Source organism: Clostridia bacterium (assembly GCA_028698525.1).
Lineage (GTDB): Bacteria > Bacillota > Clostridia > JAQVDB01 > JAQVDB01 > JAQVDB01.
The window spans coordinates 25,350-45,154 of the sequence record JAQVDB010000007.1; the positions used below are offsets into that span (position 1 = coordinate 25,350).

General features: G+C 34.4%; 19 protein-coding genes, 1 pseudogene and 1 riboswitch. Of the genes and pseudogenes, 19 read left to right on the top strand and 1 reads right to left on the bottom strand.

Features of this window, described 5'->3' with window-relative positions; genetic code table 11:
* Position 1 precedes the first annotated feature (1 nt).
* The 8 genes and pseudogenes from PHP06_01830 to PHP06_01865 all read left to right on the top strand — a co-directional run bounded on the left by PHP06_01830 (position 2) and on the right by PHP06_01865 (position 7,697).
* Entirely contained in the window at positions 2 to 544 is a 543-nt protein-coding gene (locus PHP06_01830) for a cohesin domain-containing protein (protein ID MDD3839300.1), read from the top strand.
* Positions 545 to 598: 54 nt separating this feature from the next.
* Positions 599 to 1,429 carry a cyanophycinase gene (locus PHP06_01835; GenBank protein MDD3839301.1) on the top strand — a complete coding sequence of 277 codons (831 nt, stop codon included), beginning with the start codon at positions 599 to 601 and terminating at the stop codon, positions 1,427 to 1,429.
* Positions 1,410 to 4,043, top strand: coding sequence for a cyanophycin synthetase (cphA, locus tag PHP06_01840; protein ID MDD3839302.1), 2,634 nt, complete (start codon positions 1,410 to 1,412; stop codon positions 4,041 to 4,043). The genes PHP06_01835 and cphA overlap by 20 nt, the downstream gene beginning before the upstream one ends.
* Positions 4,044 to 4,124: 81 nt before the next feature.
* Positions 4,125 to 4,312: riboswitch (Lysine riboswitch) on the top strand.
* Between the two features lie 81 nt (positions 4,313 to 4,393).
* Positions 4,394 to 5,947: a Na+/H+ antiporter NhaC family protein gene (locus tag PHP06_01845; GenBank protein ID MDD3839303.1), complete on the top strand. Its 1,554-nt coding sequence runs from the start codon at positions 4,394 to 4,396 to the stop codon at positions 5,945 to 5,947.
* A 12-nt stretch (positions 5,948 to 5,959) separates the two neighbouring features.
* Entirely contained in the window at positions 5,960 to 6,361 is a 402-nt protein-coding gene (locus PHP06_01850; protein ID MDD3839304.1) for a substrate-binding domain-containing protein, read from the top strand.
* Between the two features lie 81 nt (positions 6,362 to 6,442).
* Positions 6,443 to 6,688: pseudogene (locus PHP06_01855) on the top strand (galactose-1-phosphate uridylyltransferase).
* 132 nt (positions 6,689 to 6,820) lie between these two features.
* The gene (locus PHP06_01860) at positions 6,821 to 6,892 is read left to right on the top strand and encodes a hypothetical protein (protein MDD3839305.1); all 72 of its coding nucleotides are present in this window, start codon (positions 6,821 to 6,823) and stop codon (positions 6,890 to 6,892) included.
* Positions 6,893 to 7,193: 301 nt separating this feature from the next.
* A complete protein-coding gene (locus PHP06_01865; GenBank protein ID MDD3839306.1) occupies positions 7,194 to 7,697 on the top strand; it encodes a flavodoxin in 504 nt (167 codons plus the stop codon).
* Between the two features lies 1 nt (position 7,698).
* On the opposite strand, the gene PHP06_01870 is transcribed toward PHP06_01865, so the two are convergent.
* Entirely contained in the window at positions 7,699 to 8,496 is a 798-nt protein-coding gene (locus PHP06_01870) for a histidinol-phosphatase HisJ family protein (protein ID MDD3839307.1), read from the bottom strand.
* Positions 8,497 to 8,738: 242 nt separating this feature from the next.
* On the opposite strand from PHP06_01870, the gene PHP06_01875 reads away from it, so the two are divergent.
* The 11 genes from PHP06_01875 (at position 8,739) to rsmB (ending at position 19,683) form a co-directional block, all read left to right on the top strand.
* Positions 8,739 to 10,166 (top strand): aminopeptidase, encoded by a 1,428-nt coding sequence (locus PHP06_01875; GenBank protein ID MDD3839308.1) that lies wholly within the window; start codon positions 8,739 to 8,741, stop codon positions 10,164 to 10,166.
* Positions 10,167 to 10,422: 256 nt separating this feature from the next.
* Positions 10,423 to 11,301: a YicC family protein gene (locus PHP06_01880; GenBank protein ID MDD3839309.1), complete on the top strand. Its 879-nt coding sequence runs from the start codon at positions 10,423 to 10,425 to the stop codon at positions 11,299 to 11,301.
* A gap of 18 nt (positions 11,302 to 11,319) precedes the next feature.
* Complete coding sequence (locus PHP06_01885; protein ID MDD3839310.1) at positions 11,320 to 11,601, top strand: DUF370 domain-containing protein; 282 nt, start codon at positions 11,320 to 11,322, stop codon at positions 11,599 to 11,601.
* Between the two features lie 7 nt (positions 11,602 to 11,608).
* Positions 11,609 to 12,220, top strand: coding sequence for a guanylate kinase (gene gmk / locus PHP06_01890; protein ID MDD3839311.1), 612 nt, complete (start codon positions 11,609 to 11,611; stop codon positions 12,218 to 12,220).
* A gap of 3 nt (positions 12,221 to 12,223) precedes the next feature.
* Complete coding sequence (gene rpoZ / locus PHP06_01895) at positions 12,224 to 12,430, top strand: DNA-directed RNA polymerase subunit omega (protein MDD3839312.1); 207 nt, start codon at positions 12,224 to 12,226, stop codon at positions 12,428 to 12,430.
* A 16-nt stretch (positions 12,431 to 12,446) separates the two neighbouring features.
* Positions 12,447 to 13,637, top strand: a complete 1,191-nt coding sequence (gene coaBC, locus PHP06_01900) for a bifunctional phosphopantothenoylcysteine decarboxylase/phosphopantothenate--cysteine ligase CoaBC (GenBank protein ID MDD3839313.1) — start codon at positions 12,447 to 12,449, stop codon at positions 13,635 to 13,637.
* Positions 13,638 to 13,695: 58 nt separating this feature from the next.
* A complete protein-coding gene (priA, locus tag PHP06_01905; GenBank protein ID MDD3839314.1) occupies positions 13,696 to 16,164 on the top strand; it encodes a primosomal protein N' in 2,469 nt (822 codons plus the stop codon).
* Between the two features lie 15 nt (positions 16,165 to 16,179).
* Entirely contained in the window at positions 16,180 to 16,635 is a 456-nt protein-coding gene (gene def, locus PHP06_01910; protein MDD3839315.1) for a peptide deformylase, read from the top strand.
* A gap of 4 nt (positions 16,636 to 16,639) precedes the next feature.
* The gene (gene fmt / locus PHP06_01915; protein MDD3839316.1) at positions 16,640 to 17,578 is read left to right on the top strand and encodes a methionyl-tRNA formyltransferase; all 939 of its coding nucleotides are present in this window, start codon (positions 16,640 to 16,642) and stop codon (positions 17,576 to 17,578) included.
* 33 nt (positions 17,579 to 17,611) lie between these two features.
* Entirely contained in the window at positions 17,612 to 18,283 is a 672-nt protein-coding gene (locus PHP06_01920) for a zinc metallopeptidase (protein ID MDD3839317.1), read from the top strand.
* A 65-nt stretch (positions 18,284 to 18,348) separates the two neighbouring features.
* Positions 18,349 to 19,683 carry a 16S rRNA (cytosine(967)-C(5))-methyltransferase RsmB gene (gene rsmB / locus PHP06_01925; GenBank protein ID MDD3839318.1) on the top strand — a complete coding sequence of 445 codons (1,335 nt, stop codon included), beginning with the start codon at positions 18,349 to 18,351 and terminating at the stop codon, positions 19,681 to 19,683.
* Positions 19,684 to 19,805 lie beyond the last annotated feature (122 nt).

Consider the following 19,805-nt stretch of genomic DNA (forward strand, 5'->3'; position numbering starts at 1 on the left):
TATGAAAAATAGAATCAAGATGTTAATGTTATCTATTTTATTGATAACACTAATGTTTTTGATATCTGCCGCATCTTGTCCTGATTTAAATGATAAATTCCCGGAGTTGGAAATAAAGATAATCAATGATAGAGATAATATGATTATGGATTTGAGCATAAAGGGTATAGAAGGATTATATGGTTATGCCGTAGAAATTGTGTTTGACAACTCCATTATAGAAGTTGATAAAATTGACGAGGAAGATATATTTTCTAAAGCAAAAAAGAACTCTATGTTGGCAGTAGATGAATATGATAATTTTATTGGGAGGATTAGCTATGCAAAATTTTTATTGGGAGAAGAAGAGGGAGCTAAAGGAAGTGGAAAGCTTTTAAGCATTAAATTTAATGTTAAGAAAGAAGATAAAATACTCTTCGAATTTATACAGGATAGAGAAAAGTTAGAAGAATGTATGAATGCTATATATGTAAAGTGTGTAGATAAAGAAGGTGAAATTATAATTGTTAAACCGGCAAAATGCCGGTTTTTCTTTTTACCTTGAATAATACTTTCATAAAATGAAAAAATAAAAACATAATAAAAATGGAGTGATAATGTGGAAGAAAAGGTAAAAGGTAAGTTGGTAATTATAGGAGGGGCTGAAGATAAAAAAAGGGATTGCATAATATTAAAAAAAATAATAGAGCTATCAGGGAATGAAAAATCCAGGATCTCTATAATAACTGCAGCAACTGAAAATCCTATAGATATAGGAAAAGATTATATGGATATATTCGGAAGTTTAGGTGCAGGTCATGTAGAATTTATAGACATAAATACTAGGACAGATGCAAATGATAGGACTAAAATAGCAAGGGTGAGAAAAAGTACCACAATTTTTTTTACAGGGGGAGACCAACTTAGAATAAGCAGTTTGCTAGGGGGTACTTCTCTCATCAATGAGCTGCATCGGGCGTATAAAAGAGGAGTCATAATAGCAGGAACTAGCGCTGGTGCGTCAGCTATGAGTGATAACATGATAATATCAGGGCCCAATGACAACTCGCCACAAAAATGTACTATAAAGATGGCTCCGGGCCTAGGTATAATAAAAAAAGTTATTATTGATCAACATTTTGCTCAAAGAGGAAGAGTGGGAAGGCTTTTAGGAGCCATAGCTCAAAATCCTGATAATATAGGGGTGGGGATAGATGAAGATACGGCTGTGATAGTAGATGATACTGCAATATTTGAAGTAATAGGTTCACAGGCGGTAACTGTTGTAGATGGAAGAAATATAAGTCATACCAATGTATCAGAATTAGAACCGGATCAAATGCTTGCAATAACAGATATCACCATGCATGTATTGCCATCTGGATATAGATTTGATTTGTTTAATAAAATGCCAATAATAGGAGGAGAACATGAAAGTTCTAGAGATTAAATCTTATAATAATAGAAATATTTATAGCTACAGACCTGTTACAAAGATGGTGATAGACTTACAAAAATATAAGGATTTAGTTACTAAAAACATAAAAGGTTTTAATAAAACTATTTTGGAATATCTTCCAGGATTAAAAGACCATCGTTGTTCAAAGGGGTATGCTGGAGGATTTGTAGAGAGATTGGAAGAGGGTACATATATTGCACATGTTATAGAGCACATTTCTATAGAGATTCAGAATATATTAGGTTACGATATTTCGTTTGGAAAGGCACGGGAAATCGGTGATGGAATATACAATATAATTTTCGGACATGTTTCGGAAATAGCTGCCCGACAATCAGGGATGCTCGCTGTTGATATTGTGGAGTCAATAATCAGCAATAAAACTATAGAATTAGAAAAAAAGCTTAAACTAATACAAAGCAAAGTAAAAGAATATGAGCTGGGGCCAAGCACTGCTGCTATAATTGGAGAAGCAACAAAACGAGGAATACCTGTTATAAGAATTGGTAACGATAGTTTGTTTCAACTAGGATATGGTAAATATCAAAAACGAATTGAAAGTACAATAACAGATAATACAAGTTGTATTTCTGTGGATATATCATGTGATAAATATCTATCCAAAGAATTGCTCAGCCAAAACGGAATAGTTGTTCCAGAAGGCCAGATTGTAACAGATGAGGATCAGGCTATAGATGTTGCGAATTTAATTGGATATCCTGTTGTGGTCAAGCCTAGAACAGGCAATCAGGGAAAGGGAGTTCGGGTTGACATTAATACTGATCAGGAGCTAATACAGGCTTTTAGGTTGGTAAAAAGATATGATCAGGATGTATTGATAGAAAAATTTATAGATGGAAAGGATTATAGAATATTAGTAGTGGGAAATAAAGTTATATCAGTTTCCAATAGAGTACCTGCATTTGTAATAGGAGATGGAAAAAGTACAATCAAACAGCTTGTGGAACAGGAGAACAAAAACAACACAAGAGGAGAAGGACATGAAAAGCCTCTTACAAAAATAAAATTAGACGACATTAGTTTAGATATATTGAAAAGGCAGGGTCTAAACACCCATTCTATTCCTAAAAAAGGCCAAAAAATAAAGCTCAAGGATAATGCAAACCTGAGTACTGGAGGGATTGCTTATGATTGTACAGATAAAATACATCCTATAAATTCTGATATAGCGGAAAGAGCTGCAAAGATAATAGGATTGGATATTGCAGGAATAGACTTGATTGCTCCTGATATAAGTAGACCAATAACCGAAACTGGTGGTGCAGTAATAGAAGTAAATGCCTGTCCAGGAATCAGGATGCATCATTATCCAAATAGAGGCAAAAGTCGCAATGTAGCAAGGACAATATTGGATATGCTTTTTCCTTATGGGTCTAAACATTCCATACCTATCATATCTATTACTGGTACAAATGGAAAGACCACTATTGCAAGAATGATATCACATATATTAAGGACTAGTGGGCTTAATGTGGGATTAGCATGCACTGGAGGTATCTATATTAATGAGAAATGTATATTAAAAGGAGATACCACAGGACCGGAAAGTGCGCGTACTGTATTAATGGATAGAAGTATAGATATGGCAGTGTTAGAAACAGCAAGGGGTGGAATACTGAGGGCAGGTTTAGGATACGATATTAGTGATATAGGAGTTATCACTAATATTTCTAATGACCATATAGGCACCGATGATATACAGACTTTAGAAGAGTTGATATTTATTAAAAGTTTGGTGATAGAATCGATTAAGCAAAATGGCTACGCAATTTTAAATGCTGATGATAATATGGCACTAGAAATGTCAAGGAGAACTTCGGCTGATATCATATATTTTTCACTCAATAATAAAAATTTGATTTTAAAAAAGCATGCTGTCAATGGTGGGATATCAGTACATATAAAAGACGGGTATATAAATATAAATAAAGGGGAAAACAATATTCAGGTTATAGAAGTAAAGCAAATTCCAGCTACTTATAATGGGAAGTTGCAATATAATGTACAAAATAGTCTTGTTGCAGTTTCAGCTTGTTTTGGTTTGGGCATACCAATTTCCATAATTGAAAAGGGATTAAAAACTTTTTATACAGATGAATATCAAAATCCTGGTAGATTTAATTTATATAATATTAAAGATTTTAGGGTCGTAGTTGATTATGCACATAATATAGATGGATACAAGCAAGTGGGAAAGGCGCTAAAAAAAATGGGAGCCAGTAGATTGATAGGCATTATTGGTGTACCTGGAGACAGGCCGGATAATATTGTACTTGAGATCGGCAGGGTATGTGGTGGAATATTTGATAAAATTATAATCAAAGAGGATATATATAAGAGAGGGAGAAAGCCAGGAGAAATAGCAAAGATATTGGAAACCGGGATTAAATATGCAGGTAGGCAGTCCAGGGATATAAATATTATCTTGAGAGAGACCGATGCTTTAAGATATGCAGTATCAAATGCTTTGCCCGGAGATTTGATAGTTGTTTTTTTTGAAAGATTAAAGCCCATACTGGATTACATAAAAACCATTTCCAATCATACAGAAGAAACCCGCCTTGATTATAGGCAAAACTCGTAAATATTTCAACGATTTTACATCGTTGAAAACCGTATTTTTGTATGTTATAATTAAAAAAACTAAATATTTACCTCATCTAAAAGATGAGGTAGAGGAGCACCTCTTATGAGTAATCTTTAGGAGTGTGGGTCACGATGATTAAAGCTGAAAGGGATAGGTGCCGAAGTATGAAGATATACCCGATATTTTCATGCTGGTTATATGTCTAAAAGGTATATAACTGTCATCAAGAAAGCTTGTCTGGTTCTTGATGAGGAGCTATCTCACTCTTGGACAAGAGGTGCATCAGAAAACAACTAGTTGCATTACTCAGTTGTTTTTTTATTCTATCTGAAAGGAGAGTTAATTATATGGAATTTGGTTGGCTGTCGTTGCTTCCTCCTATTATTGCCATAGGCTTGGCTATAACTACAAAAGAAGTATATTCTTCTCTTTTTATTGGGATTTTTTCAGGAGCACTAATCTATACTAATTTTAATATAGTGAATGCATTTACAACTTCGTTCGATATCATAATAAATAAAGCCGGTGATAGCTGGAACATGGCAATACTTATATTTTTGGGTTTGTTAGGGGGGTTAATAGCTATTGTTACTGCTGCAGGCGGTTCAAAATCCTATGGTGAATGGGCTAGTAAAAAGGTAAAGACTCGGGCAGGAGCACAATTAGCTACAGCACTTTTAGGATTAATCATTTTTATTGACGATTATTTTAACAGTTTGACAGTGGGTACAGTTATGAAACCTGTTACTGACAGGTATAGGATATCCAGAGCTAAACTTGCTTATCTTTTAGATTGTACAGCTGCGCCTATATGCATAATAGCACCTATTTCAAGCTGGGCTGCTGCTGTAGTGGCAAACATAAACGAATCTGCAGAAGGATTAAACGGTTTTAATATTTTTATGCAGAGCATACCATACAATTTATATGCATGGTTAACTATTATAATGGTTGTGTATATAGCTTTAACCAATCTTGAATATGGCCCTATGGCTAAATTTGAGAAGAGGGCTATAGAAAAAGGGCAATTGCAAGAAGAAAGGGATGCAGTTACACCTGGAGACGATTTAGATAATATCAAAGTATCGGATAAAGGCAAAACTCTTGATTTGATTATTCCTATACTAGGGCTGATAGTTTTTTCCATAATAGGTATGCTTTATACAGGAGGATATTTCGAAGGGAGCAAGACTATAGCTCAAGCCTTTGGGGATACAGATGCAGCTACCTCACTAGTTTATGGTGGCTTTTTAGCGATATTGCTTACTTTAGTTTTATTTATACCGAGACGGATAATGACATTCGGTGATTTTATGAATTCTTTTGTTGAAGGGATAAAATCAATGGTACCTGCTTTTACAATACTTATGCTTGCTTGGGCTATTGGTGGAGTATGTGGTTCCGATTACTTAAATACAGGAGGCTTTGTTGCAACGGCAGTTGGTGATAGTATACCGGCTTGGGTGCTGCCTACCATATTATTTGTAATAGCTGGGTTTATTGGTTTTTCAACTGGTACATCTTGGGGTACTTTTGGGATTTTGTTACCTATAGCTATACCTATAGCACTTCAAACAAACCCTGAAATATTAGTTCCTGTAGTTTCATCAGTATTAGCTGGTGCGGTTTATGGAGATCATTGTTCGCCAATATCAGATACCACAATCCTCTCTTCCACAGGTGCATCTTGTCATCATTTAGATCATGTAGCTACACAACTTCCTTATGCTACAACAGTTGCAATAGTCAGCGCTATTGGATATATTATTGCCGGTGTTACTCAAAATGCTGTATTGACTCTTGTATTTTCAGTAGCATTGCTGCTTATTGTGTTATTTACATTGAATAGACTATATACTATAAAGCAAAAACATCTCTCAAAAGCAGAACTTGATTCCTGATAAATAAAGCTGTTGTTCTTTCAAAGAACAACAGCTTTATTTTTTGCTATATTAAATATATCAAATGTTGTAAAACAAAGGCTCACAAAACCAAATCCACCTACAGCAATATTTTGCTGTAATGATTGGATGGCAATAGGTGCTATAAATGCAGCAAAGCAGTTGGGATTTAAAGTACCGGAAGATTTTTCGATTATCGGCTTTGATAATATTATAATTTCCAAGATCATTGAACCTAAATTGACCACAGTAGACCAGGGAATGTTTAGATTAGGCCTTACATCGGCTAAGTTGTTGCTTAATATGATTTTAGGTGAAAGTGATAAAACTTTATATAAAAAAATAATACTAGATACCAATTTAATAAAAAGATCTTCATGTGTATCTATAAAAGGGAGGAGTTGCCATAAATGAAGAAAGTTGATGCTACTTTTGAAGTAGAACGTTTGCTGCAGTTTGCTTATAAAAATAATATGCTTGGAAAGTGGGATATTATCCCTACATTGGAAAACGTCCACCAAATACGGGGGTATAGAAATAACAATAAATTCATCAAAGCCAGAAAAAGACTCAAAATCCATAGCTGCTGCTAGCTCCTTGAAACAGACTGTCTATCCTAAATGTGTTCTATGTTTAGAAAATGTAGGTTATCCCGGAAGAATTGATCATCCGGCAAGACAAAATCACAGAGTGATACCTATAAAGTTAAATGCTGAACAGTGGTTTATGCAATATCCTCCATAGAGTGGTGAAATCCGTTCAAATATTAAAAGAGCATCGCTTAAAAGAGTTTGGTAAAATAATGGTACAATCTCATAATTCTTTGAAGGAGTTATATCAAGTTTAGATACATTAGTAGAGCAGGCATTAAAGATTGATGGAGTTGTGGGTTCTAGGGTGACGGGAGCAGGTTTCGGAGGATGCACTATTGACATTGTAAAGTAGGATACGGTAGATGAGTTCATTGAAAAAGCAGGTGAAAATTACCTGAACAAAATAGGGTACAAGCCTTCATTTTATATTTGTGATATAGGGGATGGAGGTGGTGAAAATAGGTTGTGATTTATTGAGTTATAAATAGTATAATAGAGATAATCAATTTCAAATAAATACCTGATAAGGTTTTGTTTGCATCAAAACAACAGTGTAGGTAATAGATATTTTAAAAATAAGGATTTTATGGGAGGGTTAAAGACAGAATATTTTCTTATAAATAGGAAATATAATTTAATGGGGGGATATTATTTTGAACATACTTGTGGTGTATTATACAAAAACGGGGAAAACGCAGAAAGTAGCACAGATGATGTATAGAGTATTTAAAGAAAAAGGCCATGATGTTGATATTTTCAGAATAAAGTCAGCCCAGCATGTTGGATGGATAAAAAGCATTTTTTATACTATTACAGGCAGAAGCATAGATATAAGGGATATAAATAAAGATTTGTCCATATACGATATCATCATTATTGGCGGTCCTGTATGGGCAAGTTTACCTGCTGCGTTTGTGAATGCATTTATTGATAGAGTGTATAGCTTTGCCGGGAAAAAAGTAGTAACATATGTTACCATGGCAACCCAGCGAGGCCAAAGAGCGATTTCGACCATGAATGAAAAGATAGCCAAGAAGAATGGACAAATTATATCATCTAAAACTTTTAGAGTAGGGAAATCTGTAAACAGACAGACTCTCAAGGATGTTAAAAAATATTCAGAAGAGCTGCTAGATAAAATAGACAGCTTTGAATAGGTTATATAGCCTTGAGTACCGGTGTTCTTTTATCGAATGTAGTTATATAATTAAATCCTACTTTTTTAATTGTTTTATAAGTATATTGGAAATTATAAGCTATTTGTGCAGGCAAGTGGGCATCAGAACCTACGGTAATCAGTTTACCGCCTAGATATTTATACCTCTTTAGGATATTTATATCAGGCATTATAGAATTTATTCCATACCTGAACCCGGAAGTGTTGATTTCTAGACATTTATTTTTTTTAATTAGCAGATTAAGTATCTGGTCTATTATCGGTCTGCATTTATCTATATCATACAATGAAGTTTTCCGGTCGCTATATCGTCTTATTATATCAAAATGGCCCAGCACATCATAATTATTGAAATTTTGCAACATATCAAAAAGCTGGAACAGATATTCGATATATCCTTGTTTTTGATCCCTTGTTCTGAAATAATCACCATTATGCATATCAGTCTTGGATACGCCATGGACGGATGCAATTATAAAATCAAATTCAAAACCGGATATTTTATCATTTGTTTCAGACAGTACGTGTGGTTGTAGTCCTATTTCGATGCTTTTTTTGATTTTCAACTGATTTTTATATTTTTGTTGTATTTTTTGTATTTGATTGAGATAATCATATATATCCAGGTCAAATATGAAGTCCGGATCGGGATAATCTATATCTATATGATCGGTAAAAGCTATTTCATCCAGCTTTAAATCTATAGCTTTTGCACATGCAGTTTCCATTTCCATAGACGAATCAACAGAGAAATTAGAATGTATATGATAATCTATCATTTTATATCTACCACCTTAAAGGTATGATAAATAAATTTTATTATTAATGTTAAATGAAGTCAAGGCTTGACACATAAGTGAGACTGATATATATTAACCATTAATCAAAAAAACAAAATATATACATAAAAAAGAGTGTATTAGTGATATTATATAGTTGATAGCTTTACAGCAATATTAACAAATGGGATATTGATAGATTTATAGTTTATTTTAATGAACTGAACAAGGAGGTTTATATAATGAAAAAGCAGAGTTCTATAAAAAATTTACAGAAAAAGTTATCTTATTCAACTGAGTATGTATGGGATGTGATTTCCGAGGTTGAAAAACGAAAAGCCATGGAGTTTTGTGAAGGATATAAAGACTTTTTAAATGCCGCAAAAACTGAGAGACAAGCCGCTGCGTACATAGCAGATGAATTAAATAAAAATGGTTTTAGCAGCATTGGACAATATGAACGAGAGGGAAAAAACCTAAAGGCAGGAGATAAAGTGTATGTGCACTACAGGGATAAAGTTGTGGCTGCGGCAGTTATAGGAAAGAGGCCGTTAAAGGAAGGCTTGAGAATTATTGCATCACACATTGATTCGCCTAGATTGGATTTAAAACAGAATCCAATTTATGAAGCAGATGGAATGGTTATGGCAGATACACACTACTATGGAGGTATTAAAAAATATCAATGGACAACTATACCTCTTTCACTCCATGGGGTAGTAATTAAAAATGATGGTGAGAAAGTTAATATCTCTATAGGTGAAAATAAAGCTGATCCCGTATTTTATATCAGCGATTTACTGCCTCATCTTGCAAAAGATCAAATGAACAAGAAGGCCACAGAAGTAGTAACAGGAGAAGGGCTAGATGTTATAATAGGGAGTATTCCTTTTACTGATGATGAAGAAATTAAGGACAGGATGAAACTTAGCATATTGAACATATTGAATCAAGAATATGGCATAGTTGAAGAAGATTTTATAAGCGCAGAAATAGAGCTTGTGCCTGCCTTTAGAGCTAGAGATGTAGGGTTTGATAGGGGTATAGTGGGAGGCTATGGACAGGATGACAGGGTATGTGCATATACTTCTCTTATTGCATTATTAGATATTAACATTCCTGAATATACCGCATTAGCTTTTTTTGCTGATAAAGAAGAAATAGGCAGTATGGGGAATACCGGCATGGAGTCAAGAATATTGGAAAACTTTGTGGCTGGAATGAAAAAAAGTTCTTCTGGGGGCTACAATGAGTTTGAATTAAAACAATGTCTTGCCAATTCAAAAGCGTTATCAGCAGATGTATCAGGTGCATATGATCCTAACTATAGTGATGTAAGCGAAAAAAACAACTCAGCTTATCTAGGTAAAGGAATTGCGATGAGTAAATATGGCGGTGCAAGAGGGAAATCCGGTTCAAGTGATGCAAATGCTGAATTTGTAGGGGAAGTCAGGAGAATGTTCAACGAGAACAACGTAGTCTGGCAAGCAGGAGAATTAGGCAAGGTAGATCAAGGAGGCGGAGGAACTGTAGCTATGTTCATGGCTAACTATGGCATGGAAGTACTTGATTGTGGCGTGCCCCTTATCAGCATGCATTCACCTTATGAACTTGCAAGTAAAGGTGATATATATATGGCATATAAGGCATATAAAGTTTTTATGCAATAAATGGCCATTTCCATATATTGTATAATTGAAAAAAAGGAAAATGGTTGAAAAAACTTTAATAATTTTGTTTTTATGCTATAATACTATAATAGACTAGTTTTATTATAATAAATATAGCAATTCGTCAATAATCTTGTTTTATTGTGTATTTGTAGGGAATATAGTTATTTTCGCTACATATATGTGTTTAAAAATTGAAACTTATTTTTAAGCTGATTGTTCGTTTATCTATATAAACGGAAGGATGAATATCTTAATGATAAAAAGCATGACAGGTTATGGCAGAGGAGAATATGTTTCCGGAACGCGAAAAGTTTCCATAGAGCTAAAGACGGTTAATCATAGATATTTAGATATCAATATAAAGTTACCAAAAACACTTGTGTTTTTAGAAGAACATATAAGGAGTATGATACAGGAGCGCATATACAGGGGAAGGATAGAGGTTTACACTACATATAGAAATATAGAGCAAACTGACAAAGCCGTTTTTGTAGATTTAAAACTTGCAAAAGAGTATTTATCTAAGTTAATGCTATTGTCTGATGAGTTAGGGATAAAAGATGATGTCACAAACACCTATATTGCTTCTATGTCGGATGTAATAGTCCTGGAAAATCAAAAGGAAGACGAAGATGTATTGAAAGAAGTTTTTAGTATAGGGTTAGATAAGGCTTTGGAACAACTTATCGAGATGAGGAAAGTAGAAGGGGAAAAATTATATGATGATATCAAAAAAAGATGTTTAATTATTAAGGATATTGTCAATAAAATAGAGGAAAGAGCAAGTGTAGTTCCACAATATTATAAAGAAAAATTGGAGGGAAGAATAAGGGAATTAGTAGACATAAAACAACTGGATGCTGACAGACTAGAGCAAGAGGTAGCCATAATTGCAGATAGAGCAAATATAGACGAAGAGATAACAAGATTATACAGTCACTTGAATCAATTGGACAAAACTTTGGATTCCAGCGAACCAGTGGGTAGAAAGCTTGATTTTATAGTACAGGAAATGAATAGAGAAGTTAATACAATAGCTTCAAAAGCAAACGATATTTTTATTTCAAGATGTGTAGTAGATGTAAAAAGTGAAATTTCTAAAATCAGAGAACAGGTACAGAATATAGAATAATTGAATGGAGGATTGACCATGGATATTAAATTAATAAATATCGGTTTTGGCAATATTGTTTCAGCCAACAGACTGGTGGCGATTGTGAGCCCTGAATCTGCTCCAATAAAAAGGATAATTCAGGAGGCTAGAGAACGAGGGATGTTAATAGATGCTACATATGGCAGGAGGACTAGGGCAGTAATAGTAACCGATAGCGATCATATTATCCTTTCTGCTGTTCAGCCTGAAACAGTTGCTCATAGATTGTCTGGCAAAGATTCAAGCCAAGCTTTAGAAATGGACAAGAAAGAGGAATAGGTGAAACATGAAAAAGAGAGGTCTTCTTTTAGTAATATCCGGTCCTTCGGGTGCTGGAAAAGGCACGGTGTGTAGGGAACTCTTGAAAAAAAATAAAGACTTAAAATTATCTATCTCTACCACTACAAGGGATCCTAGGCCTGGAGAAGTAGAAGGGGTTAATTATTTTTTCAGATCAAAAGAAGAGTTTGAGCAAATGATTGTAGAAGGTGAATTTTTAGAGTACGCTAAGGTTTATGATAACTATTATGGGACACCGAAACCTTATGTAAAAAAACAATTATTAGACGGTAACGATATTATACTAGAGATAGATATTCAAGGTGCTTTAAAGGTTAAAGAGAAGTATGAAGATGGGGTATTTATATTTATTCTTCCTCCTTCCATGGAAGAACTGAAAAAGAGAATAGTGAATAGAGGGACAGAGACCAAGGAACAGGTGCTCAAGCGTTTTGAGCATGCTTATAGAGAGTTAAACTTTATTAAAAGATATAATTATGTTGTGGTAAATGATCAAGTAAAAAATGCTGTGGAAAAGATAAATGCAATAATAATTGCTGAAAAATGCAGGGTGGATCGAAACAAAGGACTATATTTGGATTTTGAAGGAGGTTTTTGAATCGTGATATATCCTACCATTAAAGAATTATTAGGCAAGGCTGATAGTCGATATACATTAGTAGTGCAAACTGCCAAAAGGGCCAGACAACTAATAGATGGAGAGCCTAAACTCATCGATGTAGATTCTAACAAACCGGTTACTATAGCTATTCATGAAATAAATGCAGGCAAGATCGGATATGAGAGAACTAAAGAAGGAATAAAATAAATATGGTGGCTTACAAATGTTAGAAGGTATAAATGTAGCAGTAGGTGTGACAGGAGGAATAGCTGCATATAAATCAGCAGATTTAGTTAGCAAATTAAAAAAAATGAACGCTGAAGTAAATGTCGTGTTGACTGAATCGGGGGCAAAATTTATCACACCCCTCACTCTTCAGACCCTATCAGGAAATAGAGTGATACAAAATCTTTTTGATACACCTGATAATTGGGATGTTGCCCATATATCACTGGCTAAAAAAGTAGATTTATTTATAGTGGCGCCTGCTACGGCAAATATAATAAGTAAAATAGCTAACGGTATTTGCGATGATTTTTTGACAACCACTCTGATGGCTACCAAGGCAAAGGTTATATTGGTTCCTTCAATGAATACCAATATGTTTGAAAACAAAGTTTTTCAGCAAAATTTGACTAAATTAAGAAATATGGGATATCTTATATTGGAACCTGATTCAGGCAGATTGGCTTGTGGTGATCAGGGTAAGGGAAGAATGCCGGATGTGGATACCATCATCCAATATATACTCAAGGTTATCAGGAGAAAACAGGATTTGAAAGGCAAAAAAATGTTGATAACTGCAGGGCCCACCCGGGAATATATTGATCCTGTAAGATTTATTACCAATGCATCTAGCGGTAAGATGGGATATTCTATTGCTGAAGCGGCGATTAAAAGAGGTGCGCAAGTAGTATTAGTTTCTGGACCGGTAAATATATCATCTCCCGAAGGTATTCAAAAGGTAATAAGAGTAGAAACTGCTATTGAGATGTATGAAAAGGTGATGGGGTTATATAAAGATTTTGATATAATAATAAAAACTGCGGCTGTTTCAGACTACAGGCCTGTACGCACCCATGCAAACAAGATAAAGAAAACGGAAGATTATATGACTGTAGATCTGGTAAAGAATCCTGATATACTACTTGAACTAGGTAGGGTTAAAGGTAATAGAAAGCTGATAGGGTTTGCAGCTGAAACCCAAGATTTAATGAGTAATGCCAAAGCTAAAATAGACAAGAAAAATCTTGATTTAATAGTAGCGAATGATATAAGCAACCCTGATGCAGGTTTTGCTTCGGATACCAATATAGTTAAAATTATCAAAAGAAACGGTGATGTTTTAGATATCCCTAAAATGGCTAAAAGACATCTTGCGGATATAATAATTGATGAGATAATATTAATATAAAGCGTACAGTGTACGCTTTATATTAATATTCGGGATTTTTTCGGTAAGGAGATGGATAATGTCCTTTAAAAAATATGCAGATATAGTTATTGGATTGAAATATACCGGGAATAGCGAAGTATTTTGCTATGCTATACCAGATCAGTTGATCGGTAAAGTGTCAGAGGGAGTACGTGTGTTAGTTCCTTTTGGAATGGGCAACAAAGTATATGAAGGCTATGTAATAGGTATGAGAGATAACATAGATGATATCAACATAAAAGAGGTTAAAGAGATTATTTCAGTGACTGATGAGATGCCCCTCCTTCTGCCTTTCAGCATAAAATTGGCAAAATGGATATCTAAAAAATATCTTTGTTCATTAAATGAAGCGATAATGCTTATGTTACCATCCTGTATCAAAATAAAATCAGATAAACATGTAAAATTTTTATCTATAGATAAGAATAAATTTGATAAATTTAATGAACAGGACAAGGGTGTAATAAAATATCTTATTAAGAAGAAAGAGCCTGTCAGCATAAAGACTATCACTAGAGAAACCGGATTTAAAGATATTGATAGAATATTGTATAAACTTAAAGAAGAAGGAATAATAGATTTTTTTTATAAGACCTTTCAAAAGACAAAAAACAAATATATAGAAGTAGTGGAGTTAACTGATGACGCATGTGAACAAGATATTTCGTCTAGGGCAAATGTACAAAGAAGAATATTTGATATACTAAAAAAACATAAGATGCTTTCAAAAAGACAGTTGAGGGAAATAGTGGGAAGCAGCGTATATTCTTCATTAAACTCAATGATCAAGAAAGGTCTAGTAAATGTAGAGAAAGTAAACGTTGAGAGAGATCCTTTTTTAGGCATCTCTTACGAAAGGGATTTACCTAAAAGGCCGACTTGTCAACAAAAACATATAATCGATGGCATAGCTTCTCAACTAGATAAAGGAAGGTGCAATAAGTACCTAATCCATGGAGTAACTGGAAGTGGAAAGACAGAGATATATCTTCAGACCATCCAACAAGCTATAAACAATAACAAGCAGGTTATAGTGCTGGTGCCTGAAATATCCCTAACTCCCCAGATGATCACCCAATTCAGATCCAGATTTGGAGATATCGTAGGTGTAATACATAGCGCATTATCGGAAGGGGAGAAATATGATCAGTGGGAAAAAATCAGAACGGGAGAAGTTTCTATAGTAATAGGGGCAAGATCAGCAATATTTGTTCCTTTCGATAAATTAGGTATGATAATAATAGATGAAGAACATGAAAATACATACAAATCCAGCACAAATCCCAGATATGACGCAATAGAGGTTGCCGAAAAAAGAGCGGAGATGCAAAATGCTGTTTTGGTATTAGGAAGTGCTACACCTTCATTGGAATCATATTATAAATCGTTGAAAGGTGAGTATACCCTATTTAAGCTGGATAAGAGAATAAATGGAAGGTCTATGCCACATGTGGATGTTGTGGATATGAGGGAAGAACTTAAAGCTGGCAATAGATCAATATTTAGCAGCAAACTTTATTATAATATACAAGATAGGCTGGAAAGAAAAGAACAGGTGATTCTGTTCTTGAATAGAAGAGGATATTCAACTTTTGTTAGCTGTAGAAAATGTGGTTATGTAATGAAGTGTAAAAATTGTGAAATAACCTTAACATATCATAATGATACCAGAAAGGTGGAATGTCATTATTGCGGATATACTGCAAATAGCCCGCGAGTATGCCCACAATGTAAAAGTAATTATATTAAATATTTTGGAATAGGCACACAAAAAGTAGAGGAATTTACTGCAAACGCTTTTAAAGATGCGAGAATCGCTAGGATGGATGTGGATACTACTCGGGGTAAAGGAGCACATAATAAAATACTCTCTAAATTTAGAAGAGGAGAAATCGATATTCTTATAGGAACTCAAATGATTTCAAAAGGACTTGATTTTCCTAATGTAACTCTTGTAGGGGTTATAGCGGCCGATGTTTCAATCAATCTTCCTGATTTTCGTTCTGCTGAACGTACTTTCCAACTTATAACCCAGGTGGCGGGCAGGGCTGGAAGAGGTTTTAAAAAAGGAGAAGTGATAGTTCAGACCTATCAACCTGATCATTATAGCTTAAAGGCTGCTACAGACCATGACTATGAGAAGTTCTATTCACAAGAGATAGTTTATAGAGAGGCTTTTAAATATCCACCTTTCATGGAAATTATAAATATAATAGTAAGAGGCAAAGATGAGCGGTGTGTGATTGATGTGATACAGGAAGTATATAAAATTCTTAATTCATTTTTTAAATATTTAACCGGTAAAGATGATATAATTATTTTGGGACCATCTGTAGCTCCTATTCCCAAAATAAAAGGTATGTATAGATGGCAGATATTGATAAAGACAAATGATATCAATAATTCTTTGGAGGTTTTAAGGAAAATAAGTGACAAATATTTTAATTATTATAAGAAAAAAGGGGTATTTATTAATATAGATATAAATCCTCAAAACATAATGTGATTCGGGAGGTTCTTTATGGCTTTAAGAATGATCAAGAAATACGGGGAAGAAGTATTAAGGAAAAAATCAAGGGCTATAGATAAAATAGATGATAAGATATTGACCTTGCTGGATGATATGGCTGAAACTATGTATCAAAACGATGGAGTAGGTTTAGCTGCCCCACAAGTTGGAATATTGAAGAGGGCAGTGGTGATAGATATAGGTGAAGGTCTGATAGAGTTAATAAATCCAGAGATAATCTCATCCTCTGGGAGCCAGATAGATGAGGAAGGGTGTTTGAGCATTCCGGGAGTGGCAAAAAAGGTAGATAGGCCATCTGCTGTAATAGTAAAAGCTTTGGGCAGAGATGGAAAACAGTTAACGATAAAGGGAACAAATTTACTGGCAAGGGCTCTTTGTCATGAAATAGACCATTTAAATGGAGTGCTTTTTATAGACAAAGCTATAGATGATCAAGACCAGGAGTGATAATATGAACATAGTGTTTATGGGGACACCTGAATTTTCAGTCCCCTGTCTCAGAGAATTGATAGCAAAAGGCTACAATATATCCTGTGTAGTAACACAGCCGGATAAAAAAGGTGGCAGAGGGAGAAAAATTATACAGCCTCCTATTAAAAAATTAGCTGAAAAATATGGGTTGAGAATAATTCAGCCTAAAAGAGTCAGTGATGCTGAGGTTGAACAAACGTTGTTACAGCTATCACCGGATTTAATTGTCACTGTAGCATATGGGCAGATATTAAAAGAAAACATTCTAAATATCCCTAAAAAGGGATGTGTAAATGTTCATGCTTCCTTACTACCCCGGTATAGAGGGGCAGCGCCAATACAGGCTGCCATAATAAATGGTGATCGACATACAGGTATCACTACTATGTTTATGGATCAAGGTTTGGATACAGGAGATATAATTTTGCAAAAAAGCATATGCATAGGGGAAAACGAAACGGCCGGGGAATTACATGATAGATTATCTGTTCTGGGTGCCCAAGTTCTCATAGATACTATCGAACTGATAAGAGAGGGAAATGCAAAAGGCGTTAAGCAGAAAGAAAATAACGCATCGTATTTTCCAATGATAAAGAAACATATGGCATTGATAGATTGGACAAAAAAAGCCGTTGATATTAAGAATATGGTAAGAGCGTTCAATCCGTGGCCAGGTGCATATACCTATAAAAACGGCAAAAGGTTGAAGATATGGGCTGTAGGTATAGCACAAAATGGTACAGAGAACGTCCGGGCAGGGGAAGTTTTGGAAGCCAGTGTGGAAAAAGGAATCATAGTTTCTGCCGGAAGAGGAAAAATAATTATTAAAGAAATACAGCCGGAAAATAGCATAAAGATGGATTCCAGTGAGTTTGTTAAGGGATATAGCATTAAAAAAGGCGATGTGTTTTCTGTTTGAAAAGTTTATAATATAAAAAAGGTGTGATTAACTATGGGTTATTATAGTAGCATGGTTTTTCTTATACCAGCAATTTTGCTTGCTATGTATGCTCAAGTCAAGGTACAGAGTACATTCAGTAGATATTTACGTCACAGGAGCTTGAAAGGATATACTGGCTCGCAGGTGGCGCGATCTATACTGGATTCACAAGGGTTACATAATGTGAATATTGAGCTTGTAGGAGGTAGGTTATCTGACCATTACGATCCTAGAACTAACGTGTTAAGATTATCTAGAGATGTTTATTCAGGTACTTCTATAGCAGCACTAGGTGTAGCAGCCCATGAGACCGGGCATGCCATACAGCACAATACAGGTTATTTCCCTTTGTTGTTTAGAAACAGTTTAGTACCTGTGGCTAATCTAGGTTCTCAACTGGCTTGGGTATTCATACTGATGGGATTTTTAATCCATCCGCGGTTTATTAATATTGGAATAATTCTATTTTCAGCAGCAGTGTTATTTCAAGTGGTTACTCTACCGGTGGAATTCAATGCTAGTAGAAGAGCGATATACTTATTATCGTCTGGCGGATATGTAACTCAGGATGAAGTAGGAAAAGCTAAAAAGGTTTTAAGTGCTGCGGCATTGACATATGTTGCTGCAACTGCAGTTGCGTTGGCTCAATTATTGAGATTGATGACTTTAAGAAATAGAGATTAAAATAATACGTTATCCTATTTTGGGATAACGTATTGTTTTGTGAAATTTGAAAAAGGAGTTTTGTGGTGTTAAAAATAGATTATGCCAGAGATAAAGCACTGGTTGCACTTACGAAAATTGTTGTTGATAAGCAGTATTCAAATACTGTTTTGTGGAAAGCATTGAATGACGGGAAATTGGAAGAGAGGGATAAAAGATTCATAAAAGAACTCGTATATGGTACTTTAGAAAATATGATATTTATAGATTTGGTGTTCAAAAAGTTTTCAAAAATACCCATAAAAGGAGTTTCTGTTAAAGTATTAAATATTATCAGATTAGGAATATACCAGATTCTATTTTTGGACAAAGTACCTGATTCTGCAGCCTGTGATGAATCTGTAAATTTAGTTAAGAAATACAATAAAAAGGCAGCAGGATTTACCAATGCTGTATTAAGGAATATATCCAGAAATAAATCAAACATATCATATCCTGACAAGAAAAAATCTAAGATAAAATATCTATCTGTAAAGTATTCATATCCTATATATATTTTAAATTTATGGTTACATCAGTTTGACTTTGAATTTGTTGAACAATTATGTATTGATAGCAATAAGCGTGCACCCGTAACTATAAGGGTAAACACCTTGAAGACGGATAAAAAGGGATTAAAAAATAAATTACAACAAAAGGGAATAATAGTGTATGATGGACTTTACAATGATGAAAGTCTTGTGTTGGAGAAAGCAGGAGATATTTTAGGTCTAGAAGAATACAAAACAGGATTATTTATAATTCAGGATGAAAGTTCAATGTTGGTGTCAAAGGCGTTGAACCCCCAAAAAGGTGAAAAAATACTCGACATGTGTTCTGCCCCAGGGGGGAAAACTACTCATATTGCACAACTCATGGAGAATTGCGGACAGATAGTTGCTAGGGATATAAACATAAGCAAGATAAAAGCAGTAAAACAAAACTGTTCTAGATTGGGAATAAAAATTGTTGATGCTCAGGTTGTGGATGCCTTGGCGTTGGATGATAGATCAGAAGAGATGTATGATAGAGTGCTGGTAGATGCTCCATGCTCCGGACTAGGTGTTATACGAAAAAAACCTGATATTAAAATAAATAAAGAATACGATGATTTTGAAAAGTTAAAGTCTATTCAGAAAAGGATACTGAAGAATGCTTCTAAATATTTAAAAGAAAATGGAGTCCTTGTTTATAGTACTTGTACTATAAACAGGGAAGAAAATCAAGATATCATTGATGATTTCTTGAAATATAATGATAATTTTTATCTATGCGATCTATCTAATGAATTAGGTATTGGAAAGACACGGACTTTAAATTTATATCCGAATATTCATAGGGTAGACGGTTTTTTTATTGCAAAACTTAAAAAGCTGAAGTAATATAGTATGGAGGATAGTTGATTTGAGTGAGTTTATTATAAAGGATTTCGATAGGCAGGATATATATGAATTAGTTGCTGAAATGGGAGAACCTAAATATAGAAGTGATCAGATATTTTCAT

Coding starts and splice junctions, on each gene's coding strand:
- fmt (MDD3839316.1), top strand. CDS start 16,640: ATGAACATAGTGTTTATGGGGACACCTGAATTTTCAGTCCCCTGTCTC.
- PHP06_01870 (MDD3839307.1), bottom strand. CDS start 8,496: ATGATAGATTATCATATACATTCTAATTTCTCTGTTGATTCGTCTATG.
- PHP06_01880 (MDD3839309.1), top strand. CDS start 10,423: ATGATAAAAAGCATGACAGGTTATGGCAGAGGAGAATATGTTTCCGGA.
- PHP06_01830 (MDD3839300.1), top strand. CDS start 2: ATGAAAAATAGAATCAAGATGTTAATGTTATCTATTTTATTGATAACA.
- PHP06_01885 (MDD3839310.1), top strand. CDS start 11,320: ATGGATATTAAATTAATAAATATCGGTTTTGGCAATATTGTTTCAGCC.
- gmk (MDD3839311.1), top strand. CDS start 11,609: ATGAAAAAGAGAGGTCTTCTTTTAGTAATATCCGGTCCTTCGGGTGCT.
- PHP06_01875 (MDD3839308.1), top strand. CDS start 8,739: ATGAAAAAGCAGAGTTCTATAAAAAATTTACAGAAAAAGTTATCTTAT.
- PHP06_01920 (MDD3839317.1), top strand. CDS start 17,612: ATGGGTTATTATAGTAGCATGGTTTTTCTTATACCAGCAATTTTGCTT.
- cphA (MDD3839302.1), top strand. CDS start 1,410: ATGAAAGTTCTAGAGATTAAATCTTATAATAATAGAAATATTTATAGC.
- PHP06_01845 (MDD3839303.1), top strand. CDS start 4,394: ATGGAATTTGGTTGGCTGTCGTTGCTTCCTCCTATTATTGCCATAGGC.
- def (MDD3839315.1), top strand. CDS start 16,180: ATGGCTTTAAGAATGATCAAGAAATACGGGGAAGAAGTATTAAGGAAA.
- coaBC (MDD3839313.1), top strand. CDS start 12,447: ATGTTAGAAGGTATAAATGTAGCAGTAGGTGTGACAGGAGGAATAGCT.
- priA (MDD3839314.1), top strand. CDS start 13,696: ATGTCCTTTAAAAAATATGCAGATATAGTTATTGGATTGAAATATACC.